Here is a 26,914-nt window from a genome sequence, read left to right on the forward strand (position 1 = left end):
AAATGAAATAGAATAAAAACAAAAAGGAGGTAAGAAATATTCTCATATACAGATAGTTTATAATTCAGGACAAAGAAAGTGTCTAGTTCAAGGGAATTATTTATTACGTTTATTGACTTGGAATCTGTATCTTTAATTCTTGAGTTAACTCTTTATATCTATTCCTAACCGTAACTTCCGTTACGCCAGCTACCTGTGCAATTTCCTTCTGTGTTCTTCTTTCATCATTCAATAATGCTGCTATATAAATTGCAGCAGCCGCTAGACCCGCGGGATCTTTACCAGCAGTTAATCCTGAATTCTTAGCCTTTTCTATTATCTCTGCGGCATGCTTCATTGTTATACCACTTAAACTTAATAGAGTACCTATTCTAGTAACGTAATCCTTAGGATCACTAACTGGTACCTCTATGTCTAATTCTCTCAGTATTAGCCTATAACATCTGGCAACTTCTTTTCTATTAGCCTTAGTGAATTGGGCTATTTCGTCTAGTGTTCTAGCCATTTTCATTCTTCTACATGCTGCATAAATTGAAGCTGCAACGACACTCTCAATACTTCTTCCTCTGACTAGTCCTTTCTCTACGGCTTTTCTGTAAATTAGAGCAGCTTCGTCCTTAACTGCTTTAGGCAAATTGAGTAAATTACCAATTCTCTCAAGCTCGTTCATAGCTTGTGCTAGGTTTCTGTCTATTGAGGATTGAATCCTTGTCCTTATCTGCCATTTTCTCCATCTTAGTACTTCTAATCTCCTCTTAGGGTCTAAAGACCTTCCCATAGCATCTTTGTCTTTCCAATCTATAACAGTAGATATTCCCATATCATGGATTGTTTGATTTAAAGGTCCACCTACTCTACTCCTCTTCTCTTTCTCTTCTGGAGTAAATGCCCTCCACTCAGGACCTTGATCAATTATTCTTTCTTCTATTACTTCACCTGTCTCAGTACAAATATATTCTCCACGTTCTTCATCAAATATTATCTTGTCAGGTGGACATAGGGAGGAAGAAGGAACCTTACTTTGTTCTACCATTTCACCACCCAAAATACAAAAATTTTAAAAACCCTCTTTATATCGTCTACAGAAACATATTTAAGTTTTTTGCTCCTTAAGAATATATAAGGGGAAATCGAAGTGAACATGAGACTTATATTAACAGGTCTTGGTCTGGTATTTATTGGCGCTATAATACTAGCATTTTCAGAAGTATTATCATCCCCCCAAGTGTCAGGTACAACTAGTAGTAATGTGGGAGGTTTTATCCTTATAGGACCTATACCTATAGTATTTGGAAGTGGAAATCAAGCGTTATTTCCACAACTTATGACCTTTGGGATAATACTGACAATAATAGCAATACTATTTTATGTATTACCATTTATCCTCCTTAGGAAAAATCAAAGAAATTAAGAGGCAGAATTTCATTTTAATTAGGTTTACTTATGAGCCCACAATAGCTAACTCTTCCTCTCAATCTGCATTTCTATCCTAACGTAAATCTTTTTAATTCATTGGGCTTAATATATCTCGCCGCGGTAGTACAGCCCGGTCAAGCTTAATGCGCCGGTAGTATGCGGGCCTCTCAAGCCCGTGACCCGGGTTCAAATCCCGGCCGCGGCACTCTCTTAGGTGGTTTTCCCCTAATATCCCCATATAAGTTTCTATGATCTTATCTAAGGCACCAACGTAACTTTGCCTTTCCTTACCGTCTCGACCCTTCTCTGTGATATAGACATAATGCTTCCCCTTAATCTCTTTTATATAGAATTTAGAAGAGACGTAAAAGTTAGGCATTCAATTACAATATTACACGCACACTTATATATTCATTCTCTATCGCAAAATATCTCAGCAATCCAAAGAAGAGGAAAATCTCGTCAAGAATATGGTTTATTATCATTATAATTTTCGGTGATAAACTAGGAGGTTTATCGTAAAATTATCGATCTAATAGAAATACCTCGGCAAAATATTTTTGTTAAGTCCTTAGAGATATATAATCACTTCTCATCTAGTCAAGGAAAACGAGTTTACAAAACTTGTCCTCAACTTTGAAAGCTTATGAAATCATATTTGACATAGACGTCTTTCTAATATTCTAGTTTATTCTTATTCTGGGCGTCACTAATGATAAGTAGTCTACACTATTGTTTCGTAACGCACGTCGATAAAGTTGCTTTAAGTATTTTTAGTCACTGCAGGACGTAAAAGGAAAGGGTTTTGATACAAGTTTGTCAAAAGGATGATAAAGCCCTATTAATTTGGGCAGAGATACCTTAAGAGTCAGTGGAATTTCTCTCACACTTAAAAACTTCTTTGGCTAGAAAAGATCAGTTAATCGAGCTAACGTATCCATAATTCTTAATCTATTTTCATTTTTAGCTAGTCAACTCTTTCTCAATGAACTCCCACATCTTTGACCTGAATTTATCTTCACTGAACTCGGTTGCCCTTTCGTGGAGTTCTTTCCTGAATCTCCTATCGACCTCCATTGCTTCCTTGATTAGTTTACTCGCCTCCTCTACGTTTTTATACTTAAACTCAGGTGCAACCTCCTTAGCTCCGCTCTCTTCAGGGACAACGGGCACTAGACCTGCTGACATTGCCTCAACAACTGGAATTCCAAAGTGTTCTCCCAGGGTAGGGTGGAAATACACAGATGCCCTGCTCATGAGCTTAACTAATTCTTGGGGTGTAAGGTCAGTCAAGATGTGAATGTCTGCACCCATCTTTCTGGAAAGTTTCAACAACTTGTTGTAGTACCCTTTTTCTCTGAGAGACCCGACAATTACTCCTTTTACCTTAGATAGAGCGGATACTAATACAGCGTTCTCCAACATCTTACCCCTTTCTATTCTTCCCACAGTCAAGAAGAACTTTTCCCTTTCTCCCTCATGATACGCACTTGAGAAAGTTTCGACATCCACTGGTGGATATACTACGTCCCTGACCTCTATCTGATAGACTTTGGACAGAGCTTGAGCGGAGTACCAGGAGTTAGCCACAAACCTGGCTTTCTTAGCCTCGTCTTTTAAGGACGAAAGAATTCCCTTAAAGGGTAACAGGTAGATCTTCCAGAGACCAGAGGAATATTTACTAGGTAAATCTGAGATTGCAGGAGCTCCTGCATATATTATATGCTTTGCGAAATTAGAAAGGGGAATAGGAACTCCAGACGCGTTAAGAAATGCGTCCAAACTAACCTTGACCTTTTTAGCACTGAAATATGTTAACAATCGTTGATATTTATCAAATCTGGGAATCGAGAAGGGAACCAAATAAACTGGGTTCCTTACTTGAACTAAGGGCTTCGCAAAACTTACTGAGAAGTAGTCGACCCCTTTCTCCTCCAGCATTTTGAAAAATGATTTATATACCCTCCCCTCTCCACTATACCCCTTGCTCATACCAATGCCGTGTGCTATTACCGCAATTTTTAACCTCATATTCACTAAATTTAATTTAATGGTAGAGATTATAATTCCTGTTGGACCAGGGGACAGGCTAGAGTGGGTAAGAGAAAGTGTAAGTTCAGCCCTAAGACAAAAGGTGGACAGGGTAGTGGTATACGATAATAGTGAGAGACCCGACCTAGGCGATTATCTTAGTTCTCTCGCCGTCGAGTACATCAAGGGACCCAGGATGAGAAAAATAAATATGGCTAAATTAAGAAACATCATGTTATCCTTGTCAAAAGACGACGTGATCATCATGTTAGATAGTGACGTTGTTATTCCATACGATTGGAGCCAGAGACTAGTAGAGAAAATAAGAAGTGGTGTACACTTTACCTGGATGCATTACGCATATTCGACTAACGACATTATGAAACCGCTCGCTCCAGGTGAGAATAATCCCAATCTAGGGTGCTCAGCCCTCTCTTCTAAGGTTAAGGATATAGGGTTCGATGAGAGGTACGAGAGGGACGAAGACATATGGCTTTATGCCAAACTTAGAAAATTAGGTTTTAAGGCTGAGCCAACTGAAGGAAGATGTCTTCATTTAAACTCTACCCACGCTAGGCTAGACTTCAGGTCTTCCCTGAAGGAGGCAAAGAGGAACCTTTGGAGATCCAAGTATGATATGAGGCTAATAAGGGATGGGTTAGTTGATTTCACGTTTCTTACAGGTTATTCTTACTATGGAAGCTATTTTCTAGTGGGAGTTCTAGGAGTAATATACGCTCCACTTTGGCTACTCTACCTTCCAATAATAGCATATGGAATAGAGTATTACGGTGGCGTCAAGAGCTTCCTTCTAAATCTTATCCCTGGACTGGCTCTAGTAACTTCTCTGCCATATGGGCTGGTCAGTGCTCTTAAGGATTAGTATACTTAAGAATTAGTCTTTTCGATGTCGTAGTCACCTTATCCCAACTTGAGTTTAGTTTTAAGTTGAGGTTAACAGGCTAGATGTTTCGCTCACCCTAGATCTATTTTTCCTGATTTTTCCAGGAAGTTAAGAGCATTTCAAGTCAGCCGTGTCCTTTCATCAAACTCTCTAACAAATACAAGGAAGATTATTATATGCACTTTTGACGGTAGGTATGTTATAGTAGACTACAGGCATACCCGTCACTAGGGACTCTAATTAACTAATTAAAAGTTATTATAATTGGAGGGAGAAATTAATTCTCTAGCCATACTGACTACTTGACTAGCTACTTCAGCTAGTTTTTCCTCTTCTAGGAAATTGGATATTCTATGCTGTTTCTTACTTTGAGTTTCACATATGTCTTTTTATCCGCTTAGGTTAAGCTAGATACTCAAGATTGGTGTTAGTTTTCATAGTCTTGAGTGATTCCGAAGGTTCCTTCCGCTAAGACGAGTAGATACAAGCAAAGCTACGTCTTATACAGTTATTTGTTATTTCTAGTGTTATTCGGTCTCTTGATATACTTATCAGCTTTATTTTTAATATTTTAAGCCGAATGTATTTTAAAACTACTCTAAACTTATTTCCTTAAGTTCCCTGTAATATACTGTACAACATTTTTACTCTTTTTGCAGGATGAGGATGTGTCATTAGTATATCTGCAAATGGGGATATGTGCTCGTGTAACCATTTCATAACTAGCTCTTCTGCATCTCTTTCGTTCTCCTTTAGCTTTATTGGCGGAGCGGTTATTATAATTCCTGTAAACGGATCTGTTCTAATATTTTGGGCATATATCTGAATTTTAGCCAGAGCAGTAGCTAGATAAGGTGCTTTATCTTTGTAAAGTGTTGCTGAATGGAAATCAGCAAAGGATTCTCTTAATCTATTGAACCAAAGTACAAATATTTGTAATAAGAAAGTGAGTACGAATAGCACACCTCCTATTGCGAGCATAGCTAGCCCTAAAATTAACTCTACTTCATCTCCTGCGAAGAATAATAATGTCCAACCTGTAAATAATAGAAAGTTACCTACGTATCCTATTATAGTAGGTATGAGACCTAGTGCCATTCCAATTTCTACGTCCAAATGTTTTATATGTCCAACTTCATGTGCTAACACAGCCTCAAGTTCATCTTGGTTTAATATATCTAGTAAAGGTTTAGTAACTGCTACTCTTTTTCCTGTTATATAATTACCAAATGCAAAGGCATTTGGATACTCCTCATATGATATAAAGACTCTAGGAGTAGGAACTTTTGATTCCATAGCTATTTTTCTCACAATTTCGTACAATGGGTCACCAGGACCTACTTCTTCCGTATTTCTCCCTACTAGATAAGGGGCTATTAGCCATTGTATTAGCCATAAGATAACTAAAAAAATGGCAGTAAATATTGTAGGGATACCAATAATTGAGACAATGAGATATGTTATAATTCCCTCAGCGATTATAGTCAATGTTCCTGACAAGAACATTAATGTTTTAAGTTTTCTTCCTACGTTCACGGTTTGTTTTTAGTAAACCTCTAAATTATATTTTTTATTCAAGAGTCTTGCTTTAAGTCAAACAGGGATAGAAATGAAATTCAATCCTTTGGTGTTGCTATTATATACAGTATTTCTTCACGGTAAGCTTTCCATATAAGTTTCACTGAACGAGACTCCATAAAACAACACTTACGCTGTTCATTGACATCGCTAGAGCTGCAATTTCAGGAGATATGTAAATATGAGGATAAAGGAGACCAGCAGCTAGGGGCATTAATATTATGTTGTAGACTAAAGCCCATAATACATTTTCCTTAACCTTTCTTACTATTCTAGTGCTCTGGCTTAGTAGGTAGGGAAGTTGTGAGAGATTGGAAATTATTATATCTCCTGCATATTTTGCGATATCAGTTCCTGAAGAAATAGCAATTCCAACGTGGGATTCTTTTAATGCAATAGCATCATTTACACCATCACCAATAAACACTGTAGGTTTTTCCCTGACTAATTCTGCTTTCTCCTCTGCTGAGAGTCCTTTATGTAATTTTACACCTAGTGATTTAGCTACTTCATCTGCAAATTTACTGGAGTCTCCAGTAGCTATTTCTACGTCATAACCATGTTTTTTCAAATACTCTATGACCATTTTTGCTTCGGGTCTAATTTCGTCACTAATCCAAATTTTTCCTTCTAACTTACCATCCTTACACACAAGAATGTCCGCATCATCCACGATTTCATCAGTTTGACAATTGTTTAATACGAATTCCTTTTTCCCCACGATTATTTCATGTCCGTTAACCTTACCGTAAACTCCCTGACCCTGGAATTCAGTGAAATCTTCAATCTTCTTCTCTGTCATATCTGAATGTAACTGGGCTATAGCTTTTGCAATGGGATGATTACTAAGACTTTCTAATGCTGAGGCTAGTTGTATATCTCCCTCAGTCTTTATGATTTTTATTTTCCCTGATGTTATCGTACCAGTTTTATCAAAAATAACTCTCTTGGTCTCATTTAGCCTCTGTAGAGCATCACCATTCCTTACAATTATACCTGTCTTAGCAAGTTTTCTTATGCCTATCATTATAGCAGTAGGTGTAGCGAGTCCAAATCCACATGGGCATGCAGACGCGAGAACTGCTATTCCTATTAATAGAGAGAATGTAAAGTCAGCGTGAAAAATGTAGTACCAAAAAATTGACGATAAAACTGAAATTACTATTACAAACGGTACAAAGATAGATGATACTTTATCAACTAATTTTTGAATGGGCAATTTGGTAAATTCAGCCTCTTTTATTGCACTTACCACCTGAGAGATATATGCCCTGTTGCCACTTCTCGTGACGTATACCGTTAACGCGCCTGTTTGAACTATGGATCCTCCTATAACTGGGTCACCTTTCTTTTTAGTAGTTGGTAACGCTTCTCCTGTATAGATGGACTCGTCAACAGTAGCCTCACCACTCTCAACCACACCATCTGCGGGTATAATATCACCGGTTTTTACGACTACCAAATCACCCACTTTTAATTCGTTAGAGTTAATTTCGTATTCTTTTCCATTCTCAATTTTTCTTGCTTTCACTTGTGTTAGTTTTATGACATCCTCACTGATCTTTTCTTTCAGGAATGCTTCCAGAAGCTTTCCAATAAGTATAAATGTAATTAGTGATGAGGAAGTAAGGAAGAAAGGCTCTTTTCCAATAAAAATCTGGATTAGGCTGTAGATCCATGCTGTATTAGAAGATAAGGAGACTAAAACGTCCATGTTGGTAGTTCTGTTTCTTATGGCTCTAATCATTCCTCTATGAAATGGGTATCCCGAATAGAATTGAGTTGGAATAGACAATACGAGTTGGAGAACTATATTGTTTATGAACAAAAGGGGTAAGGTAGTAAATACGGCTACTAATAATCTGACTAAAAAATCTTTATATTCAGATTTTTTGGCTATTTTCTCTGTTTCAATATTTGCTTTATATCCTTTCCTATTTAGTTCGTCTAATATTACCTCAGGTGATACACTAAGTGGATTTATCTCAACTATCACTCTTTCCATTCCAACTTTTACGGAAATGACTCCATCGATATTTTCTATTATATCCTTAACCTTACCTATTTCGTCCTGATTAATATTTAATTTCATAATAAACTCTTGAGTTATTATATCATAGCCTGCTTTCCTGATAGCCTGTATAACGTTCTTCAGTTTTTTGTTATCCTCGATTACTATCTTAGCCTCTCCTGAAGTAAGGTTAACTGAAGCATCTTTTACACCTTGGACACTCAATATAGCCTTCGTGACAGTTTCTACACACGTAGCACAATGCATACCCACTACTTTTAATTCTTCCTCTTTGGAGATTCTATAGTTAGGCATCTGGCATGCCTTTTGGTCCTTTGGTTAAATATTCCTGAGGATCTTTATCGAATGCTTTCTTGCAGTGAGGACTACAGAAGTAATATATTTTTCCCTTGTACATGCTTTTATATTGACTATTTTCTTCTACTTCCATTCCACAGACTGGATCTATTTGCATAAGATTAACTCGCTAACAATAAATAAATAGATATCGTTGACATTATCCACATTAACATTAAAAACAACGCAGTGTAATTTACTTTGTAAATTTAATGTCGGCTTTTAAGATACAAAGCATATTATTTATTATGGCTGTTAAATTAACGCCATTAGAGTATAAGGTTCTTAATATACTTAAAGAAGATTCTAGGAGGAGTGCAAGTAGTATAGCTAAAGAGTTACAAGTGAGTAGAGCCACAATAGCTAAGACGATCAAATCACTTAGAAGTAAAAACATTAAATTTTCTGTGGAATATTGGGAAGAAGGAGAATTAGCAGTATTTGCTATATCCAAAGAATGTTTGAAGGGTTCCAAGGAGTGTTACAAGCTCATAGATGGGAGGTCTGTTTCGATTATTAGAGGTAGTTTTGATCATATACAGCAGATTCTTGAGCAGAACAAGATAAAGAATTACCTATTAGCAGTGGATAAAGTGGACTCAACTAAGGTCATTAAGGAAGGGTTATACTGTGATTATTGTGGTGGTGAGATAAAGGGTACTCCTATTACTTTAAAGGTTAGAAGAAGGATTTACTACACTTGTTGTAATACATGCAAGGAACATTTGAGAAAAAAATTAAGTACTAGTCAAGTTTAAAACGATCTAAACTAAAATGAATTATAATGGATAAAGCAATTGAAGCTGGATTATTGAAATTTTCAGAATACGTAGAGAAGGCTGGATTGTTTGTAGACAATGACGGAAACTACTTTTTAATAGGTGTGGGTAAGGTAAATTGTAAGAAAAACTCCGCAATTATAGATCAGGTGTTAGACGAAATTTATAAATATACTAATGAGATAAATATCACAATTTTAATAGTCCCTGAAGAAGTTTATTCTAACATTTCTACTGGAACTTATAAAAAAATAACTGAAATGATGAATTTTAGGGGAGCCTGATAGGTGAGGATGCGGTTACTCGCTGAAGATATATATTTTTCTTATAGTATTTTTAATTTAATATGGTGGTATCTAACAATACTAATACTACTGCAATACCTACCTTATTGAGTGATTATTCTAGTTATATAATCCTTGCAATTCAGGTGTTACTGTTCATTATACCAATACTATTCTTTGTGTATTATATGAGGCGAATGGGAATTGGAGTTGGTAACAGGAAAAAAGAATTGGAGGCTAAGATGAGAAATATACCCTCAGTTTCATGGGAGCAAATATATGATATGAAAGAACTAAAGCAAAAACTTCTAGATATATCAAACTATGTCATGTCAAGGAAAAGGGCATATGGCGTAATACTTTTCGGTCCTCCCGGAACAGGTAAGACCAGTATTGCAAAAGCCTTAGCCAACAACTTAAAGTGGAATTACTTTGAGTTAAGAAGTAGCGATATACTTAGTAAATGGTACGGAGAGAGTGAATTTTTATTAGAAAATTTCTTTAATACAGTAGAGCTTAATGTGCCTGCTATTATTGTAATAGATGAGATAGACGGCTTCACTTTAAGGAGAGAAGGGGATATTCATGAAGTAACGCATAGACTTGTGAATATACTCCTTAACAGGCTACAAGATATTCACGACAAGAGACTACCAGTAATCATAATTGGCACCACTAATCTGCCACAGGAGATAGACGAAGCATTACTTAGACCTGGAAGATTCGATGAAATAATTTATGTACCTTTACCAGATGAGAAGGCTAGAGAAGAGATATGGTTAGGCTACACCAAGGGTTTGAGTGTTGATTGTAAGTTGTTAGCAAATAAGAGTAATAGACTATCTCCTGCAGATATAAAAGAGATAGTAGAGAGTGTGAGTATAGAATGTAGTAAAGAGGGGAGAGAGCCAACCACGCAAGATTTCATAAGGTATTTGGATAATTTCAAGCCTTCTGTATCTATTCAGACTTTGATAAAATTCGAAAATTTATCTAAGAAATACTCAAGGCATAAATTGGGAGAAAAGCCTTATGGCATAGCTAATATAAAATGGGACGACTTAGGAGATCTTGACGAGATAAAGAAAGTAATTAGAGAGTCAGTAGAATTGCCTATGAAAAACAAAGATATAGCAAATAAATTGGGAATTAAGCCTGTAAAAGGCATTCTGTTATATGGTCCTCCCGGAACAGGTAAGACCAGTATTGCAAAGGCGCTTGCAAACGAGTTGCAGGCATCTTTTATTGTCGTTTCAGGAGACGAGATCTCTTCTGTGGGTCCTTTTAAAGCAGGCGAACTTATAGCTGAAAAATTTCATATCGCTAAGGATAACTCTCCTTCTATAATTTTTATAGATGAAATAGATATGATAGCTAGGACTAGAGGTGAGAATGAGTGGCGAGGCGCATTGACCGAGCTCTTATCAGAAATGGATGGGATTAGGGAGAACGAGGATGTGATTATTATAGGTGCCACAAATAGACCATGGGATTTGGATCCCGCTTTACTTAGAGCAGGTAGATTTGATAGGATTATTTATGTGCCTCCACCTGACTATGAGGGGAGAGTGAAGGTACTTAAAGTTCTCACTAAAGGCTTGTCAGTTGATGAAGAAATACTTAATAAAGTTTCGAGAATGACGAACAATTATACGCCAGCAGATCTTAAACTTGTAGTAGATGAAATCAGAAGGAATCTGTTAAAAGAAGCTACCTCCACGGGAAATATAAGGACAAGCCTAAACTTTGATGATTTTGTAAGAGTTTTAGCATACATTAAACCCAGTGTAAATGTAGAATTACTAAAGATGTATGAACAATTCAGAGTTGAAAGGTAATTTTTAAATTATCGGAAATTAAGTTTTATGCATGAAAACTGTATTTAATGATAGACGTGCAATAATATATGGTGTAGTGTTCTCTATAGCGTCATATGTGACCGCTGCAATATTAGCTGTGGGATCATCAGTTTACGCTTTAGGATCTTTCTTAGATCCCATAGTTACGCTGACTGTACCCTTAATACTTATATCAATTGGATTACAGGCTATGAATAAGAGATATAGTATTATTCTTTTAGCATTGATAAATTCTCTTCTTTATTATATTACTAGTCCTGCACTCCTATTTATGGTTCCTACATTTCTAGTTTCAGGAGTAATAGATGAAGTAATCTCGTGGGCTATAGGATACAGAGGATTAAGGGCTGTAATGATAAATACAACAGTGGTTGGCGGGCTTATAGGTGTTCTCAGTGTATTTTTTGGGAGTATACTTATAGGAATTTATGGTTCTGTACCATTTAGTAGCCTATTGCTAGCTTATGTAATATTTGGAGTGATATATTTCGTAGAAAGTGCAATTATGGGATATATATCTTATAAGATTGGTTCTTACTTAATAAATTCAGGAATAATGAAATCTTGATGAATGATCTTGCTCCTGAGAAGATGAGGATAATGCAGGTCGCTGATGGTAAGTTATCTTTCTTTTACTCCATCTTCTCAGTATTTTTTATTTTTTATTCTATTTCATTTTCAATTTCTATCATACCATTCCTATTTAGTGTTTTTCTTACATTAAAGAGAGGAAAATTATTGTTAATTGAATTTTTAGTCATTATCGTCTCGTATATTGTGTTATATGTAGTAAATAGGGAAAATTTTCTAATATTTACGTTTAGAGTTTTATCATATGTAAATATTTTTATTGGATTGTCTGAAAAGATAGATTATAGTACAATAATTGATACGCTAGGTAGTAAAGGAGTTCCATTAGTGATCTCTATCGCTTACATTCCATTCTTCTACAGAGTAAGTAGAGAATTAATTTTTAACATGAGAGCACGAAAGGTTAGATTTTCCTTCTCAAACTATGTTCTTCCTTTAACTGTTCAGACTATAAAGGTCGCAGAAGATCTTTACGTATCTTATAATTTGAAATTATATGGAAACTTGATAAGGAAGAGAAATTTTAAACCTAGGAAGATTGATATTCTATTACTAATAGCATCAGTCTCTGTATTGCTTGTTTCATGTGTATACAATCCTCATTTCCTCCAGATTTACAACTTTGTCGCATAATGATAATATATCCTCATCATGAGTTGCTATTATCATAGCTTTTCCCTCCTCCTTCAAGATTTTTACCATTTGATAAAAGCTCAATAGTGCTTCGCCGTCCATTCCAACACTAGGTTCATCAAAACCAATTACCTTGGAGCCTGATGCAAAAGCCGTAGCTATAAGTACTCTCATCTTTTGACCATAACTCAGTGTGAAAGGACTCTTTTCTGCAAGATCTTTTATCTTAAAAAGTCTCAAAGCTTCCTCATCTTTAACCTCATCAATTACCCTAGGTTTAAAAAATTGCAAGTCTGGGTTCTGAAATATAATATAAACCTTATTCACTAATTTCTTTAATGTAGTTGTTTTTCCGACTCCGTTCCTCCCGACCAGACATAATATTTCTCCTTCTCTCAATTTAATCCAGGAATACTCGAATATTACTTTATCTTTAGGTTTAATGTTGATCTCAGGTAGCTTAAATCCTCTAAGTCCTTCCTCTCTAAGAAATTTCTCGTCATACAATTTTTCTTTTTCGATTTCAACAATTCTATTTATTTCCTTTATTAGATAGACTTTAGATACAAGATCCCTTATTTCTTTTATTCTGTGCTCAGCTATGAGAGAGCCTTTCGGTATTATTTCCTTCACTAATTTTGTTGAATATTTATCTAGGTTAGCAAAAGGTTCATCTAGCAAGATATGTTTAGGATTTGAAGACAAAGCAGAGGCGATTACAAACCTCTTTTTGTAGCCGTCAGATAGAGTGTAAAAATCCCTATTTATATAATTTTCCATTATTTTCTTTGCTATATTAAAATCAATAGTATGGAATAATGATCTTAATTTAAGCTCTTCCTCGCAAGTTAAAGCCAGAATCTGTGTTGCTGGCTCTTGGAAAACCCCAGTTAATTTAGAGTATTCTCTGTGCTCGCAGAAATCATCCCCATCTAAAATAATCTTAAACCTATTTTGTCCAAGACACAAAGCGTTCTTTATCAAGGTTGTTTTTCCACTTCCATTTTTACCCACTAATCCTACTATGTCATTATCATCGATAACTAATGTATCATTTATCGATAGCACCGTAATTCTGCTTATTTTTAGTAGCTGTAAACGTATATGAATTTTGTTAATATCTATTAGTCTTTGACCGTTCTAGTAAATTAAATATTATTTTTGATAAGTGAAATTAGGACAATTACCAATTAGAATTCCTATATAGACTTACCAACTTATGATTAAACAAGAATTGAAAATACATTAAAAACAGTAGAGTTTTAAGAGAGCACTTTTTAGTATTCAAATATGTGAGATACTACAATCTCATGGAGTTTAGATTAGAAATTCTTTGAACCAGTTTACTGTAATGATCTTGTTCCAAAGGTTTACCTTATCACTTACTTCACAGTCATTACAAAGCTTTACGTCCTCTCCTCTGGTCTTATAATACCACATCGATATAGGGTCTATTATTTCTATCTTTTCTTTTGTAACACTTCTTACACATTCTACGTCATAGAGAAGATTCTCCAACTCAAATATGTCTTTAACATACTTACTCCCTATTCCTTTAGAAATAACGGTGTTTACGAAATTACTAAGTAATTTATCAAAGCTCTGATAGTCAATACTAAAATTATACTGCGTGACCGTGAATGAGGAAAGTAAGTATTGATTTATGGTAAAGAGTCCTTTATCGTGATATTCAAATAAATTATATCCACCTATTCTGATGAACTTCTCGCCGTCATGAAGAAAATAGCCAATGTATAGCTCGTTTTTACTGTTATCAGTTAAATCCAGGAATTCTAATTGAATTGGTCTTAGGTTACCTTTACTATTCGTTGTGAAAAATTTTCCCATTCTTTTCCTCATTTTTCTTCCTAAAAATACGTCATGACCAATTTCTCCCATGTCTACGAACATTGCTGTAAAGAAAGTGAAATTATCGACAGATGAAATAGGATTACCTTTTTGTAGATCGAATTTTATGGTAGATAGTACGTAATTAATGGCTTTTACATCTGCTGATAGGTTACTTATTGTATCGTTTCTGATATGCGAAATTCCTTTTACGATCTTATCAATGTATACTAAGCATAGATTTTGAAGTACCAATGATACTAATTTACCCTCCTTAGTGAAGAGAGGAATTATATCATATTCAGGTGGTAATTCCTTCATTTTTACAATTAGATCTTCCACTCTCTCTTTGTGTTTGACTACCTTCTTTGGTGTCTCCTTCTTTGGCTGACATTCTTGTAGTTCAAGATTATTAGTTATTTCTAGTTCATCAATGTTAATTTGTAGATAATCTGAGATCTGTGATAGAAGGTCCAGGACAGCCCTGTGGACTGTTGCTTTATTATAAACCTCCTTAAACTTCCTCATATTGTTCTCTTTGCATATAGATGCTATCACTGTGTAATCGTCCTCTTTCTTAATTAATATTGTAAAATTATCCCTAGTCTTAACTGCTATTAGTGAACCTGGTTTTATGTGCTCGAATAGATAGATCAGTAAATCAAATGCCTTCATTATTACAAAAATCCAGTGAACTAGGTTTAATACATTTATTGCTCTATTTGGCAAGTAACTCTTGACTTAAAATAAGTGAACATATGTGTAATATAGAGTTCACTTGGCTTAAACAGGTTGTTTCACAATTTTCACAAGAACAAACTTACAGCGTCTTTTCATAAGTTGAGAGGTAAATAATTCTTATTTATAAGTGACTCATTCTAAATGTGTAGGTTTCTCGTTTCAAATAATAACAAAGCCTCTACTCTTACTACCTTGAACTAATTGATTATCTATTACGTAAATAATTACTTTTATTCATTTATCTGTATGCTTTCCTAAACTTCGTAAATAGTTTATATGAATATAGGAGATATAGTTTTAGATTATTAAGGAAGGAAGATTTTGATAGTTTTTAAAAGCTCAGAGTAATCGAATTCAAGATTTCAACATATTTTCATATATTAGATAAACATTATTCATCAAAATTTTTAAAAATCATATTAGTCCTTTCTCTATTGAGTGACATATAGTAATAAATATTACAAAGAGGATATAATTAGCATTAAGTCCAAAAGATGTCTGCTTTAATTACTTCACAGTTCGATTTTGTATATAATGAATCGTAAAGTGAAAATGACATCAATCTTATTGTATTTGAAGGACATATACATTAGAAGTAAAATTTTTAAGTTTCTTATTGACTATTAGATATTGATGGCGGAAGTTACTACTGGAAGAAAAAAGAGGACTAGATATGAAATAATCCACGATATTCTTGCACAGTGCGAAAACGGTGCAAAGAAAACTTGGCTAATGTATAAAGCTAATTTAAGCTACGAATTAACAAACAATTACATTAACAAACTAGTAGAGAAACAATTAATATCTCAGAAAGACGGTCTTTACTACTTAACAGACAAGGGTAAAAAATTACTCGAATTGTTAAAAGAATATAAGGATAAGAAGACAGCTCTTGATCGTGTAACATCGCAAATTAAAGATATCTACGGCGAAGATTAAAATTATAAAACCTAATTTTTAAATAAAACGTTAAAGTTTTTATTTTTTGTCTCCTTATATAAAACTTCTTAATGTAATGCAAACCTTTGTAGTTAGATAAAAAATAGGTTGTTTAAAGTTTATACTTTGAGTGAAGCCACTTAAAACTGTTTAAAAATAGGCTAAAATTTATAATTATTAAAACCTCACTGTGTTATTTTTTAACTACAAATAGTTAAAAGATTTTAATACAGATTATGGAAATATTTAAATATAATTTAAACTTCATCTTAATAAGAAATGAATAGACGTGGATCATATTTACCAAAAATACTATTGCTCACTATATTATTATTTATCTTTTTTTCTATATCAGTATCTGCAGATACAACCAATACAATTCCCCCAAATTTACAAAGCTATCCCTCTTCATCTGTTCCATCTTGGTTAGATACAGGTAGTAATGCATGGATGTTGATAGCTGCAACCTTAGTAGGTCTTCAGAGTATACCTGGTGTAGCCTTATTTTATGCAGGATTAACTAAAAAGAAATATACTGTAAATACCATGTTTCTAATATTCTACGCTTTTGCTGCGGTTCTATTAGTATGGATAATAGCAGGCTTCAATTTCGGATTCGGATATCCATCATTACTAAGTATTAAGGGTTTGGGAATTCTAGGTTATCCTGTACCAGCTTGGCAGGGTTTATATATGGCTGAACAAGCAGTATACGGTCCTTCTGGAACACCACTAAACATACCTATGTCGACTTATATAATATTCCAATTTGTTTTTGCGGCAATAACTCCTATTCTTTTGGTGGGTAGTGTCATAGAAAGAATCAACTACAAGGCATGGATGATATTTGTTCCTGTATGGTCCCTTTTAGTTTACAGTCCATTAGCTTATTGGTTATTCGCAGGCGGTTGGTTAAATCAATTAGGCGCTGTTGATTTTTCAGGAGGTTATGTAATACATCTTAATGCAGGTATTGGAGCATTAGCTGCTGCGTTAGCAGTAGGTCCTAGATTAGCAGAGGAAAGGAAATTAGAACCCCATAACTTATCCTTAATACTGATTGGAACAGGCTTAATATGGCTAGGTTGGAACGGATTTAATGGTGGCGATCCAGGAGGAGCTACAATTGACGCGGCAATTGCAGTATTGAATACGGATCTAGCTGCTGCTATAAGTGCAATAACATGGATAATAATGGATATGAAATTCTTTAAAAAGCCCACATTAGTTGGAGCTGCTACTGGCGCAATTACGGGTTTAGTTGCGATAACTCCCGCTGCTGGTTATATTGATGCTTGGGGATCTATAATAATAGGTATTGCTTCAGGTAGTCTACCATGGCTATCCTTGTATAAACTTGAACCTAAATTAAGAGTAGATGATACATTAGGTGTATTCTCATCTCACGGAATAGCAGGATTAGTTGGAGGTCTGTTGACAGGTGTTCTCGCTGACCCATCGGTAAGCCAATATATTTTACCCGGGTTAACTGGAGCACTTTATGGAAACTTATATCAACTTGGAATACAGGCTTTTGCTGCGTTAATAGTCACCATATATACGTTCTTTGTAACATATGGTCTATTGAAGTTGATAGGTCTATTCGTGCCTTTAAGGGCTAGCGAGGCTGAGTTAAAAGTTGGTGATTATTTGATGCATGGTGAAGTAGCATATTCTGACCTTTTACCGAATCAAGCAAAAGAAGATAAAAAGGAATTAGTAGTTGAACAGAAACCAGAGAGCAAGAACGAGAATAAGTAGTAATGGATTTTTTATTTTACACTAAAATTATTCACGTCTTTTTATTTTTTGTCTGCTATACTATCTCTTCTATTAGTTGATCGTTCACCATTTTTATATATATACGGACGAATTTGTTATTATTATAATCATGATATAAAATACCTGATCTTTGACCGTGATATACACTAGAAAATACAGTGATAACTTTGCCGTTCATGTTAGTTCTAAATCCGTCAACTGCTTCATGTCCTCTGATTATTCCTTTAAAATTATTATAGGATAGGAATTCATTTGTCACTCTTTCCCCAAAATAGTATATTCCTTCACCTCTAATACTGGGTAAGAAATCTATATCTAGTAGTCCATCTCTTGGATCATTCCATAATATCTGTAAACCTACAGGATCATCTGGGTTTATATCTGGATACTTTAACTTTGCTATATCTTCAACTGTCGTGATCCCTAGTCTATCGCCCTCTAATGTTGCAGGTAAACCTCCATGCATACAAAGATATCCATTAACTAGGACTGAGTAAGGCATATATGAAAACAGATCTCGGAACTTCTCATACGCATTTTCTGCATCTTCAGTTTTAATCTTTAGTTCTTCAAAAAATCCATAATGAAAGTTTGTAAGTGGACTTTCATGATTCCCTCTAAGTACCACTATTTTAGTTTTGCCCTTATTTTCATCACTCTCTATTAATTTCTTTAATATTAAACTTAGATTTTCTACACCTGTCTGTGGTTCCCTATCAACATAATCTCCTAGGAACACAATCAAATCAACATTATCGTAAAATTTTCTAAATACATATTCGGTTACATTAATTGCACCATGCGTATCTCCAACGAAAACCACCTTGTCTTCTTTATATTCTCCAATAAATGGTCCTTGCTGTCTAAATATATCCTTTGATTTTTCTAACAACTCATACGTTTCTTCAATGTTCACAATATTGTGGTATATTGTGTTCTATTTAAAAATTATATAGCCCTATTTGATGAAGGTATTTTAGAGTTATTTGTTTAAGATATTGTATGACAAAAATCTCCCAAATAGAACCTATAGTCCTAGCACAAACTGAAAAAGGCAGTGCAACATGGGCATCGGTTATGATATTGGTAAGGGTAGTGACATCAAATGGTATGGTTGGATTTGGAGAAGCAGTGCCTACTCTTAGGGTCATAAACGTCTATAATACAATAAAACAGGTATCTAAGGGTTATTTAGGAAAGGAAGCAGAGGAGCCTGAGAAGAATTATCATGAGTGGTACAGACAAGATTTCTACTTACCGAGGTCTTTTGAATCTGCCACAGCAACCAGTGCAATAGATCAAGCATTATGGGACATATTAGGTAAGGAGTTAGGAGCACCAATATACAAATTACTAGGAGGCGAAGTGAGGGATAAGATTCCTGTTTATGCAAATGGATGGTATCAAGACGCAGTTTCACCAGAGGATTTTGCTGAAAAAGCTAAAAATGTTATACGAATGGGTTATAAAGCTCTAAAATTTGATCCTTTTGGTCCATACTTTAATTCAATTGACGAAAAAGGATTACAAGAGGCTGAGGAGAGGGTAAAAGCAGTCAGAGAAGCAGTAGGTGAGAATGTGGATATTTTAATTGAGCATCATGGTAGATTTAATGCAAATGCGTCTATATTGATAGCCAAGAGATTAGAGAATTATAATCCAGGTTTTATGGAGGAGCCTGTTCATCATGAAGATATAGAAGGTTTAAGAAAATACAAATCAGCCACAGTATTAAAAGTAGCGCTAGGTGAAAGGTTAATTGGAGTTAAGGAAGCTGCGAATTATATAGGAGACGGCTTAGTTGATATAGTTCAGCCTGATGTATGCAACATAGGTGGAATATCAGTGGGCAGGAAAGTTATACATTTATCAGAAGCGTTCGACGTTGAAATAGCATTTCATAATGCATTTGGTTCAATACAGAACGCTTACTCCCTACAATTAGCAGCTATTGCGCCTAACCTTTATTTCCTAGAGAATTTCTATGATTGGTTCCCTAGGTGGAAGAGGGATATAGTGTATGATGAAACTAAAGTTGAGGGTGGATACGTAAATGTCCCTAATAAACCTGGAATTGGAGTTAGTGTAAATGAGAAAGCCATAGAGAATATGAAAGCAGAACCAAAAGAAATAGAGGTTTCAGAGGAACCTGTTTGGGTTGTAAAGGGAACATGGAAAAGATATAGTTAATTTTTGATTATTTTTCTATTCACTTTCTGTTTCTGTTTGAATTTCCTCTTTAGCAACGTCTTCTAAGCTCTTCATCTTAGGTTCAGGTATTAATACAATAGTCAGGATAGCACCTATTATACTGACAGCAGTTAACAGTACGAATATATTCCTAAATCCAATAGAGGCAACTAAACTGGGAAACAGATAAGTTGTTATTGCAGCTCCTAATTTTCCGCTAGCTGCAGATATTCCGTGACCTGTACTTCTAAACTTAGTAGGATATACTTCAGATGGTATTACAAACGTTGTAGTATTAGCACCAAAGTCTATAAAGAAGAAGGTTAGTGAATATAATATAAATGCTACAGTGGCAGGTATCGTAAATGATATACTTTTACCAGCTTGAAATAATACTAATGAGACTATACCATATAATATTCCCATTACTATGAAGCCTTGTACTTGTATCAATTTTCTCCCTAACTTATCGATTAGGGCTACAGCTGTGAAATATCCAGGGAAACCGACTAAATATGGTATGCCTCCAATGAATAACTGCTTTGCCAATTCACTTTGAAATTCAGTAATAGAAGTAATAGTTGAACTAAATGGTGACCCAAATATTGGTGTAATAACAGATGATGAATAAACTCCTGTTCCATAAAATGCTATGTCAAGAATAAACCAGGTTCCAGCAGTTCCAATTAGCAACAAAGAGTAGTTCCTTAGGAAAGTCATTATGTTCAGCTTAGTTGAGGAGTTAGGAGCCTTTAAACTATCCTTCACCTGTAGATTAGCTCCAACAAATTGGGCAGCCTTCTTTGCCTCTTCCACATCTCCTTTAGCTATTAATGAGTACCTAGGTGTCTCTGGTACTTTCCTCCTTAGGTAAATAACGGTGGCTGCAGGTATTGCGCCAAATCCTGCCATAACTCTCCATGCAATATCTGGAGGTAATGTTAAAGCAGCGACAACTCCAACTATTAGGGCTGCAATGGAACCTAAAGCTTGATTTGAAAAGACTAAAGCAACTAATTTTCCTCTATCTTTCACATTTGAATACTCACTCATAATTGTTGCAGAAATAGGATAATCCCCTCCTATACCTAGACCCATTATCGACCTGAAGAGAATTAATAAAGGTAAGTTTGGAGATAAAGCACTTAACAAAGCACCAGCTGTAAGCAAAGAAGCCTCAACACCATATACCTTTTTCCTTCCCAGTCTGTCTCCAATATAACCAAACACTAATTGACCAATTATTGCTGTCCATATAGCCGAGGATGCTAAGAGTCCGGTCCAAAATGTAGCTTGATTCCCTATTAGATATTCTGTAAATCCAGCCATATTAAAACCATAGTACTTGTAAGCGTCTATCATCACAGCAAGAATATAAGAGATTATTAATAGGTCATAAGCATCGGTGAAAAATCCCATACCTGCAGTGTACCATATCTTAATATGATTCCAATTTAGTTTAGTATTGTCGATTCCTTTGAAAGGATTATTACTCATTTCAGGCTCTAATTTGATCGTCTACTAATATATTTAGCGTATTTAGACTATAGTTTAGGATATAAACTATTTATAACTATATAGCTCATATATTTTTAAATTACTTTACAACGAGTATAGGTACCTTAGCCTTTTCTATTAAAGCGGACGAAACACTTCCTATTACTACTTTTTTAATTCCTGTCAGACCTCTACTACCTGTAACTATCATATCACAATTAACTCTCTCACAATAGTCTATTATTGTGCTGACCACATCTCCACTTTCAATTATAGCTGATTTAGCTGATGGAAATAACTCTAATACTTCTTTATGTAGACCTTCAGCTTTTTTCTCGTCTTCAATAATTTTTTGATCCGGTGACCTAGGTGCTTCTTTTATAACTGTTATTACATATACTTCATCTTCCTTTTTTAGTATGCGAAGTAGAAATCTAACAGCCTTTTTTGACTGTTCTGAGCCATCATACGCTATTAAAAACTTCATATTAATATTTACTTAAGTGGAGACTAATTAAGATTTTATAATGATGGAAATAAACTATTCTCCTTTTCTAAGGCTACGGGGTTGATAGTAAGTTTGTTTTACACCGGGTAAAAGTTATAAAAATATAGAGACTATATAGGTTAACCGAAATTATTTAGGATTTAAAATTAAAATAAAATAGTATACGAGTAAAAATTCTTGATTTTAATACTTTATTCCGATATCTTCTAGTTTCATAAGAATAAACTTACCTTGATTAAGCATAATAATTAAAATTTACTGAAACATTCTATAGGTGCCTAATGAGTGGTAATAAAACATATACATTAGTAAGATGTAGATTTATAGTAGATTCAGAAAATATAGTTGAAAATTTGAATGTAATTATACAAGGTAATGTAATCAAGTCTATTGGTCATGAAATTGAAGGCGATGAAATTGATTGTTCAAATTATGTGGTTATTCCAGGCTTGATTAACGCTCATACTCATTCCGGGATGATGATATTCAGAGGATATTATGACGATAGTGAATTGGCTGACTGGTTATCTAGGATCTGGGACGAAGAGCGAAAGATGACCCAGAAGGTAATGAATATTGGATCAGAAATATCCGTTATTGAGATGCTATCCAAAGGTACCACAGGGTTTGTTGATATGTACTTTAATCCAGAAGGTGTTAAGGAAATAGCCGAAAAGTATGGAATTAGAGTCGAGGCAGGCTATACTTTTTTAGATTCCATGATGGAACCCCATGAGGTAGATTCTAGACAAAGAAAGCTAAGTAGAACTAACTACTTTAAACCTATAGTAAATGTTCATAGCATATATTCAACATCCGTTGATACTCTGAAATTAGCAAAACAACTGGCTGAAGAGACGGAAACGCGTATTCATATTCATGTGGCTGAAACTAGGAATGAAATTTTTCAGTCTAAGAAAAAATACGGGAAATTTCCTGTAGAGTTTCTACATGAATTAAATATTGTCGAAATTTCTCAATTGGTTCATTTAGGGTGGGTCGCAAATTGGGAATTAGAATATGTAGAGATGGCTACACACTGTCCTACATCTAATATGAAACTAGCCACTGCAGGTTTTTTCCCATTTATAGATATGATCGAGAAAGGTAAGAATGTTACCATAGGTACTGACGGACCGTCGACTAATAATTCACTGGATATGTTTAGGGAAATGAAAAATACAGTATTACTACAGAGACACTCCTATTGGGACACTAGAATAAAAGCTCTTCATGCTCTTAAATCTGCTACAGAAGAAGGATACAAATTAATGGGAATAAAGGGTGGAAAAATAAAAGAAGGATATATGGCAGATCTAGTTCTTTTAGATAGTGATCAATTATATCCACTAAAGAAAGATCGTATAGTCTCAAATATAGTTTATAATGCAGTGGGAGAAAACGTTAGTAAGGTTATAATTGATGGTAAAATAGCATATGAGAGGGGAAAATTTTCTGCCAGGAAGAAGGAACTTCTATCACTCATTGACAATATTTTAATCTAAGAACTATACTAAAGGTGTAGAAAAGTTTAGTCGTAGCTTTTCGCTAACACTAGGTTGATTTGGATATATACATTGGTAAGTACAAGTTTTTAGGTTTTGAAATTGTTAAATTCTAGTCATAAAGTAGACCATTTTATCTTATCTAGTATATTTTGAGAATTCTCTACGATATCATCTTTAAACTATCTTAAAGAAGTACGGGCACATGTAATAGGAATCCCGCCGCGGGGACTTGAACCCCGGACCACCCGGTAACTGCCCTCCTAACCTACAGCCGGGCGCTCTAGAACCGGGCTGAGCTACGGCGGGTCTTCCATTATATACTGTAAAGTAGTTGCAATATAAAGTTTATTCCTTAGGTAACTTGAGCATAATTATGCCAATCATTTATCAAATTATATTACATCAAAATCTGCAAACTATGATCAAGAATGCGGGGGGTGGGATTTGAACCCACGCAGGCCTACACCATCGGGGATCTTACCCGTTTGGGGTCCTAAGCCCGACCCCTTTGACCTTGCTCGGGCACCCCCGCAAGACACAAATCTACTTTTATGGTAAAAAACTTTAATCTTTAACTGTCTCTAGCATTGAGACAACATTCCATATGGCTATTCTGGTATGCATGGGCATATTCGGGTCTTGACTTATTTCCTCTAAAATCCCAATGGCATTTGCTGCTCTTACTGCTGGACTCAAAGTTTGATCCTGAAGATTTCTAATAGCGTCTGTTGCTGCTCTTCTAATATTTCTAGGAACACTAGTATCATTCACTATTTTTTGTAGCATCCCCACAGCCTGTCTAATTTTTGCCTCATTGTCATAAAGAGCAGACATTGTAAATCACCCAAAGATATTTTACTATAGCACTTTTTTAGTTTATTGTGGGATTTCATGAGTACCACAGACTCAGTGAAGAAAGCTGCGGAATTGCTTAGGCAAGGTGCTACAATGTTAGATATACCTTGCCCGGTTTGTAATATGCCATTGTTTAGGCTAAAAAGTGGAGAAGTTATTTGCCCTACTCATGGTAAGGTATATATAGTTAAGGATGAGGCTGAGCAGAAAAGGATTCAGACTAACTTTCTTATGGATAGCTTGGAGAGTATACTGGTTAATAATGTAGAGAAAGTCGCGGAGAAAATAAAGCAAGATCCTATGGATACCGAGTCAATAACTCAAATAATTAGGTACCTCGAAGCTATAGAGAGAATCATGAGAATTAGAAATGGTTTAGAAAAGAATAAACAATAGACCACGTTTCCTCTACAATCTCGTCAATGGATTTCTCAGCGTTCACTATTCTTATTTTATTATTTCTTTTAGCTAGTTCCAGATATTTCTCTCTAACCTTTGATAATGTAGAAATTTTCTCATCAAAATTGAATTTGTCCACCTTATTTTTTATTCTTGCAATAGCAGTTTCAGGCTTTAGATCAAGTAGTATGGTTAAGTCAGGCTCTGGGAAATACTTGTTTAGATTCCTTATCCAATTTTCATCAATTCCCAGAGAACTCTGATATGCTATTGTAGAATCAATATATCTGTCCATGATAATGATTTCAGGATTTTGTTTAAACAGTAGATTTAGGTGATATGCTCTGTCTGCTGTAAACAACAATGCTAATGATATAGGATCTTTCCATCCTATTTCCTCAATTAACTTAATAATTTCCTGACTGAAAGGCTCTGAAGTTAATATGATTTTTTTATTACTTCCAATTTCTATCAAGAGTTTTTCATAGATTATTTTAGATATAGTTGTCTTTCCTGATCCATCTATTCCTTCAAATGATATTATAAACATCTCTTTATCTTCACTCTTCTTTCATCATAGTCATTATTTAATGCTATACTTCCCAAAATTACACCATCAAATGCGGTAATAGGCGATTGAATGGTGACTTTTTGATTAACTTCATCGACCTGTTTTATTAAGCCTGCACCTGCAATTTTTCCCTTATGTAAGAGACCGACAATTAATCCTATGATCTCCTCTCTCTCGATGTAGTAACCTTGGCATGGTTGTTCATCTATTAATTGAACTTCCTCTCCCCAAGCAAACAATAAATTCTTGGATAATGGTGAACCTAAAATTTCTCTTATGTCCACATCCACTAGAAGGGATTTCGAGAAATAACTCCTATATTTATTTTTTCTATACATTTTTCGTGTTTTTATGTTTCTGTTTACATCCAGTGGAAATGGTTTTATTATTTTTACTTTTCTCCTTATTTCTATAGGTAAATCACTTAGTATTTTTTCATTGAATACTAAAATGTAATCAGGATCCAATCTATAGATCAGTTCAAGTTTGTGTTTAAGAGCTGAAAATCCATTTATCCATCCGTCAGCATCAATAACCAGGTTCTTTTCGTCTTTATTCATGTTATATAACTTATCTATCAGTGATATGTGAAGCCTAGGATTAGTTAATGGAGTTATGTCACCAAAAAATTCTATACTTTCATATGCTCTTTCCGATAGTTTCAATTTTTTCTCAACTTGTCTAGACGAAATAGACACAAATGTTGGTAAAAATAATGAAGATTGACCTACATCTGCATCTATTATTTTGCCTCCATGCATGTTAAGTAACATATTAGAGAGATAGGTCTTCCCTGAGTTCTGCTTACCCAAAATAATTATCCTTCCGTCCAAGTCATTGATAATTTTATGCCAGCCTAAGGTGGGATATTTTGATAATATTTCACAATTACTGTCTAGAGAACTTACATCCATGGAAGTAAGGGTGAATGTATCATTCTCATGTATATCCAACTGTCCTTCTATCAGCACTATTCCATTTACAGATATCTTGCCGCTATTTATTCTAATTACACATGGACCTTTTATGACAAGATCGGTATCTCTATCTAACTTAATCATATTGCTGCCCTAAGTGCAATAATATATGCAGCTCGTATATCTCTGTCTTTCACGATAATGAAAGGATTTTTTAGACTACTTCTGTTCTCGTCAACTAATTTCAGATTAGTGTACTCTCCCCTTAAAGACTCATACAATTTTTTACCTATGAGATTCCCGTTTCCTATTCCTATCTTGAAGGTTTTATGGGGATAAATCTTGATTATTTCGTTTAAATAATTTTTTATATTTTTTAAGTCGATTGTATTTGATTCTACTAGTTCACCATCACCAAGGACAGCAACTGAAAGTTTATTTGGAACATTTGCGTCTATGCCAATCAGAAGTTCATTAAAGTACTCTTTTCCTCTAAGTTTACAGACTAAATATCCTATCGTTTTATCTATTCCTAGTTTTTTAACTAAATCTTCTGTTATAATAATTTCAGCATTCTGTGGATTTTCCTCTAAGTTTATGTTTCTTTGCCTAAGGCGTAAAATTAGCTTGTGGTACAATTTAAGATCGTTGACATCAATTGCTACTTTTTTTACCACATATTCAAATTTCTTTTTGAGGATATAAAGATTGAGATT

Annotated in this window: 26 protein-coding genes, 3 tRNA genes and 1 pseudogene; 13 read left to right on the plus strand and 17 right to left on the minus strand. The window is 34.7% G+C overall.

The genetic code is table 11. The features are described from left to right. Window positions 1-109: 109 nt before the first annotated feature. Window positions 110-1,033, minus strand: coding sequence for a transcription initiation factor IIB (locus SACI_RS04140; protein WP_024083452.1), 924 nt, complete (start codon window positions 1,031-1,033; stop codon window positions 110-112). A 108-nt stretch (window positions 1,034-1,141) separates the two neighbouring features. Between SACI_RS04140 and SACI_RS04145 the strand changes: the two genes are divergently transcribed. Both SACI_RS04145 and SACI_RS04150 read left to right on the plus strand, forming a co-directional pair. Then, window positions 1,142-1,411, plus strand: a complete 270-nt coding sequence (locus tag SACI_RS04145; RefSeq protein WP_015385510.1) for a TIGR00304 family membrane protein — start codon at window positions 1,142-1,144, stop codon at window positions 1,409-1,411. Window positions 1,412-1,530: 119 nt separating this feature from the next. After that, window positions 1,531-1,621, plus strand: a tRNA-Glu gene (locus tag SACI_RS04150). A gap of 84 nt (window positions 1,622-1,705) precedes the next feature. Here SACI_RS04150 and SACI_RS12210 read toward each other — a convergent pair. Together SACI_RS12210 and SACI_RS04155 are read right to left on the minus strand one after the other, a co-directional pair. Then, window positions 1,706-1,795: pseudogene (locus SACI_RS12210) on the minus strand (integrase); the annotation flags it as partial. A 584-nt stretch (window positions 1,796-2,379) separates the two neighbouring features. Further along, window positions 2,380-3,447 (minus strand): glycosyltransferase, encoded by a 1,068-nt coding sequence (locus tag SACI_RS04155; RefSeq protein WP_011277737.1) that lies wholly within the window; start codon window positions 3,445-3,447, stop codon window positions 2,380-2,382. A gap of 19 nt (window positions 3,448-3,466) precedes the next feature. Between SACI_RS04155 and SACI_RS04160 the strand changes: the two genes are divergently transcribed. Then, a complete protein-coding gene (locus tag SACI_RS04160; RefSeq protein ID WP_011277738.1) occupies window positions 3,467-4,330 on the plus strand; it encodes a glycosyltransferase family 2 protein in 864 nt (287 codons plus the stop codon). 633 nt (window positions 4,331-4,963) lie between these two features. Here the strand turns inward: SACI_RS04160 and SACI_RS04165 are convergent. The 3 genes from SACI_RS04165 to SACI_RS11610 form a co-directional block, all read right to left on the minus strand. Beyond that, complete coding sequence (locus SACI_RS04165; RefSeq protein ID WP_011277739.1) at window positions 4,964-5,887, minus strand: zinc metalloprotease HtpX; 924 nt, start codon at window positions 5,885-5,887, stop codon at window positions 4,964-4,966. Between the two features lie 142 nt (window positions 5,888-6,029). Continuing rightward, window positions 6,030-8,255, minus strand: a complete 2,226-nt coding sequence (locus SACI_RS04170; RefSeq protein WP_011277740.1) for a heavy metal translocating P-type ATPase — start codon at window positions 8,253-8,255, stop codon at window positions 6,030-6,032. Then, the gene (locus SACI_RS11610; protein ID WP_011277741.1) at window positions 8,248-8,415 is read right to left on the minus strand and encodes a YHS domain-containing protein; all 168 of its coding nucleotides are present in this window, start codon (window positions 8,413-8,415) and stop codon (window positions 8,248-8,250) included. Before SACI_RS11610 ends, SACI_RS04170 begins: the two co-directional genes overlap by 8 nt. Before the next feature lie 130 nt (window positions 8,416-8,545). Between SACI_RS11610 and SACI_RS04175 the strand changes: the two genes are divergently transcribed. The 5 genes from SACI_RS04175 to SACI_RS04195 all read left to right on the plus strand — a co-directional run bounded on the left by SACI_RS04175 (window position 8,546) and on the right by SACI_RS04195 (window position 12,443). Further along, on the plus strand, window positions 8,546-9,055 hold the full coding sequence (locus SACI_RS04175) for a TRASH domain-containing protein (protein ID WP_015385512.1): 510 nt from the start codon (window positions 8,546-8,548) through the stop codon (window positions 9,053-9,055). 26 nt (window positions 9,056-9,081) lie between these two features. Beyond that, window positions 9,082-9,360, plus strand: a complete 279-nt coding sequence (locus SACI_RS04180) for a hypothetical protein (protein ID WP_011277743.1) — start codon at window positions 9,082-9,084, stop codon at window positions 9,358-9,360. Between the two features lie 62 nt (window positions 9,361-9,422). Next, complete coding sequence (locus SACI_RS04185; protein ID WP_011277744.1) at window positions 9,423-11,198, plus strand: AAA family ATPase; 1,776 nt, start codon at window positions 9,423-9,425, stop codon at window positions 11,196-11,198. Between the two features lie 31 nt (window positions 11,199-11,229). Beyond that, a complete protein-coding gene (locus SACI_RS04190) occupies window positions 11,230-11,787 on the plus strand; it encodes a hypothetical protein (protein ID WP_011277745.1) in 558 nt (185 codons plus the stop codon). After that, window positions 11,787-12,443: a hypothetical protein gene (locus tag SACI_RS04195; RefSeq protein ID WP_015385513.1), complete on the plus strand. Its 657-nt coding sequence runs from the start codon at window positions 11,787-11,789 to the stop codon at window positions 12,441-12,443. The genes SACI_RS04190 and SACI_RS04195 overlap by 1 nt, the downstream gene beginning before the upstream one ends. Here the strand turns inward: SACI_RS04195 and SACI_RS04200 are convergent. Further along, window positions 12,393-13,511: an ATP-binding cassette domain-containing protein gene (locus tag SACI_RS04200; protein ID WP_011277747.1), complete on the minus strand. Its 1,119-nt coding sequence runs from the start codon at window positions 13,509-13,511 to the stop codon at window positions 12,393-12,395. The two genes, SACI_RS04195 and SACI_RS04200, sit on opposite strands and share 51 nt — an antisense overlap. Before the next feature lie 249 nt (window positions 13,512-13,760). Next, window positions 13,761-14,966 (minus strand): hypothetical protein, encoded by a 1,206-nt coding sequence (locus tag SACI_RS04205; protein WP_230937968.1) that lies wholly within the window; start codon window positions 14,964-14,966, stop codon window positions 13,761-13,763. Window positions 14,967-15,665: 699 nt separating this feature from the next. Between SACI_RS04205 and SACI_RS04210 the strand changes: the two genes are divergently transcribed. Both SACI_RS04210 and SACI_RS04215 read left to right on the plus strand, forming a co-directional pair. Further along, the gene (locus SACI_RS04210) at window positions 15,666-15,971 is read left to right on the plus strand and encodes a winged helix-turn-helix domain-containing protein (RefSeq protein ID WP_015385514.1); all 306 of its coding nucleotides are present in this window, start codon (window positions 15,666-15,668) and stop codon (window positions 15,969-15,971) included. A 279-nt stretch (window positions 15,972-16,250) separates the two neighbouring features. After that, window positions 16,251-17,732: an ammonium transporter gene (locus SACI_RS04215; RefSeq protein WP_011277750.1), complete on the plus strand. Its 1,482-nt coding sequence runs from the start codon at window positions 16,251-16,253 to the stop codon at window positions 17,730-17,732. 55 nt (window positions 17,733-17,787) lie between these two features. Here SACI_RS04215 and SACI_RS04220 read toward each other — a convergent pair whose 3' ends face one another. Then, window positions 17,788-18,669, minus strand: a complete 882-nt coding sequence (locus SACI_RS04220; RefSeq protein ID WP_011277751.1) for a serine/threonine protein phosphatase — start codon at window positions 18,667-18,669, stop codon at window positions 17,788-17,790. Between the two features lie 86 nt (window positions 18,670-18,755). On the opposite strand from SACI_RS04220, the gene SACI_RS04225 reads away from it, so the two are divergent. Next, a complete protein-coding gene (locus SACI_RS04225) occupies window positions 18,756-19,943 on the plus strand; it encodes a mandelate racemase/muconate lactonizing enzyme family protein (RefSeq protein ID WP_011277752.1) in 1,188 nt (395 codons plus the stop codon). A gap of 15 nt (window positions 19,944-19,958) precedes the next feature. On the opposite strand, the gene SACI_RS04230 is transcribed toward SACI_RS04225, so the two are convergent. Both SACI_RS04230 and SACI_RS04235 read right to left on the minus strand, forming a co-directional pair. Next, window positions 19,959-21,440: an MFS transporter gene (locus SACI_RS04230; protein WP_011277753.1), complete on the minus strand. Its 1,482-nt coding sequence runs from the start codon at window positions 21,438-21,440 to the stop codon at window positions 19,959-19,961. 100 nt (window positions 21,441-21,540) lie between these two features. Continuing rightward, the gene (locus SACI_RS04235; protein WP_011277754.1) at window positions 21,541-21,927 is read right to left on the minus strand and encodes a universal stress protein; all 387 of its coding nucleotides are present in this window, start codon (window positions 21,925-21,927) and stop codon (window positions 21,541-21,543) included. A 302-nt stretch (window positions 21,928-22,229) separates the two neighbouring features. Here SACI_RS04235 and SACI_RS04240 point away from each other — a divergent pair, with 302 nt between their 5' ends. Then, a complete protein-coding gene (locus tag SACI_RS04240) occupies window positions 22,230-23,453 on the plus strand; it encodes an amidohydrolase (protein WP_011277755.1) in 1,224 nt (407 codons plus the stop codon). A gap of 217 nt (window positions 23,454-23,670) precedes the next feature. Here the strand turns inward: SACI_RS04240 and SACI_RS04245 are convergent. From SACI_RS04245 to SACI_RS04255, 3 genes are all read right to left on the minus strand, one after another. Next, a tRNA-Tyr gene (locus SACI_RS04245) sits at window positions 23,671-23,762 on the minus strand. A gap of 123 nt (window positions 23,763-23,885) precedes the next feature. Further along, window positions 23,886-23,988 (minus strand) — tRNA-Leu (locus tag SACI_RS04250). A gap of 32 nt (window positions 23,989-24,020) precedes the next feature. Beyond that, the gene (locus SACI_RS04255) at window positions 24,021-24,290 is read right to left on the minus strand and encodes a UPF0147 family protein (protein ID WP_011277756.1); all 270 of its coding nucleotides are present in this window, start codon (window positions 24,288-24,290) and stop codon (window positions 24,021-24,023) included. A gap of 57 nt (window positions 24,291-24,347) precedes the next feature. On the opposite strand from SACI_RS04255, the gene SACI_RS04260 reads away from it, so the two are divergent. Further along, entirely contained in the window at window positions 24,348-24,707 is a 360-nt protein-coding gene (locus SACI_RS04260; protein WP_011277757.1) for an Sjogren's syndrome/scleroderma autoantigen 1 family protein, read from the plus strand. Here SACI_RS04260 and tmk read toward each other — a convergent pair. The 3 genes from tmk to SACI_RS04275 are packed head-to-tail and all read right to left on the minus strand — an operon-like array spanning window position 24,676 to window position 26,875. Continuing rightward, window positions 24,676-25,260, minus strand: coding sequence for a dTMP kinase (gene tmk / locus SACI_RS04265; RefSeq protein WP_011277758.1), 585 nt, complete (start codon window positions 25,258-25,260; stop codon window positions 24,676-24,678). The two genes, SACI_RS04260 and tmk, sit on opposite strands and share 32 nt — an antisense overlap. Continuing rightward, on the minus strand, window positions 25,251-26,342 hold the full coding sequence (locus SACI_RS04270) for a Clp1/GlmU family protein (RefSeq protein WP_011277759.1): 1,092 nt from the start codon (window positions 26,340-26,342) through the stop codon (window positions 25,251-25,253). The genes tmk and SACI_RS04270 overlap by 10 nt, the downstream gene beginning before the upstream one ends. Then, window positions 26,339-26,875, minus strand: a complete 537-nt coding sequence (locus SACI_RS04275; RefSeq protein ID WP_011277760.1) for a hypothetical protein — start codon at window positions 26,873-26,875, stop codon at window positions 26,339-26,341. Before SACI_RS04275 ends, SACI_RS04270 begins: the two co-directional genes overlap by 4 nt. Window positions 26,876-26,914 lie beyond the last annotated feature (39 nt).

The organism is Sulfolobus acidocaldarius DSM 639, assembly GCF_000012285.1.
GTDB classification, from domain to species: Archaea; Thermoproteota; Thermoprotei_A; order Sulfolobales; family Sulfolobaceae; genus Sulfolobus; species Sulfolobus acidocaldarius.

Bases quoted from the DNA above. Each gene is read 5' to 3' on its own strand.
- SACI_RS04145 (WP_015385510.1), top strand. From the start codon at position 1,142: ATGAGACTTATATTAACAGGTCTTGGTCTGGTATTTATTGGCGCTATA.
- SACI_RS04180 (WP_011277743.1), top strand. From the start codon at position 9,082: ATGGATAAAGCAATTGAAGCTGGATTATTGAAATTTTCAGAATACGTA.
- SACI_RS04215 (WP_011277750.1), top strand. From the start codon at position 16,251: ATGAATAGACGTGGATCATATTTACCAAAAATACTATTGCTCACTATA.
- SACI_RS04175 (WP_015385512.1), top strand. From the start codon at position 8,546: ATGGCTGTTAAATTAACGCCATTAGAGTATAAGGTTCTTAATATACTT.
- tmk (WP_011277758.1), bottom strand. From the start codon at position 25,260: ATGTTTATAATATCATTTGAAGGAATAGATGGATCAGGAAAGACAACT.
- SACI_RS04260 (WP_011277757.1), top strand. From the start codon at position 24,348: ATGAGTACCACAGACTCAGTGAAGAAAGCTGCGGAATTGCTTAGGCAA.
- SACI_RS04205 (WP_230937968.1), bottom strand. From the start codon at position 14,966: ATGAAGGCATTTGATTTACTGATCTATCTATTCGAGCACATAAAACCA.
- SACI_RS04230 (WP_011277753.1), bottom strand. From the start codon at position 21,440: ATGAGTAATAATCCTTTCAAAGGAATCGACAATACTAAACTAAATTGG.
- SACI_RS04195 (WP_015385513.1), top strand. From the start codon at position 11,787: ATGAATGATCTTGCTCCTGAGAAGATGAGGATAATGCAGGTCGCTGAT.
- SACI_RS11610 (WP_011277741.1), bottom strand. From the start codon at position 8,415: ATGCAAATAGATCCAGTCTGTGGAATGGAAGTAGAAGAAAATAGTCAA.
- SACI_RS04255 (WP_011277756.1), bottom strand. From the start codon at position 24,290: ATGTCTGCTCTTTATGACAATGAGGCAAAAATTAGACAGGCTGTGGGG.
- SACI_RS04225 (WP_011277752.1), top strand. From the start codon at position 18,756: ATGACAAAAATCTCCCAAATAGAACCTATAGTCCTAGCACAAACTGAA.
- SACI_RS04190 (WP_011277745.1), top strand. From the start codon at position 11,230: ATGAAAACTGTATTTAATGATAGACGTGCAATAATATATGGTGTAGTG.
- SACI_RS04140 (WP_024083452.1), bottom strand. From the start codon at position 1,033: ATGGTAGAACAAAGTAAGGTTCCTTCTTCCTCCCTATGTCCACCTGAC.
- SACI_RS04235 (WP_011277754.1), bottom strand. From the start codon at position 21,927: ATGAAGTTTTTAATAGCGTATGATGGCTCAGAACAGTCAAAAAAGGCT.
- SACI_RS04210 (WP_015385514.1), top strand. From the start codon at position 15,666: ATGGCGGAAGTTACTACTGGAAGAAAAAAGAGGACTAGATATGAAATA.
- SACI_RS04155 (WP_011277737.1), bottom strand. From the start codon at position 3,447: ATGAGGTTAAAAATTGCGGTAATAGCACACGGCATTGGTATGAGCAAG.
- SACI_RS04160 (WP_011277738.1), top strand. From the start codon at position 3,467: ATGGTAGAGATTATAATTCCTGTTGGACCAGGGGACAGGCTAGAGTGG.
- SACI_RS04185 (WP_011277744.1), top strand. From the start codon at position 9,423: ATGGTGGTATCTAACAATACTAATACTACTGCAATACCTACCTTATTG.
- SACI_RS04170 (WP_011277740.1), bottom strand. From the start codon at position 8,255: ATGCCTAACTATAGAATCTCCAAAGAGGAAGAATTAAAAGTAGTGGGT.
- SACI_RS04270 (WP_011277759.1), bottom strand. From the start codon at position 26,342: ATGATTAAGTTAGATAGAGATACCGATCTTGTCATAAAAGGTCCATGT.
- SACI_RS04240 (WP_011277755.1), top strand. From the start codon at position 22,230: ATGAGTGGTAATAAAACATATACATTAGTAAGATGTAGATTTATAGTA.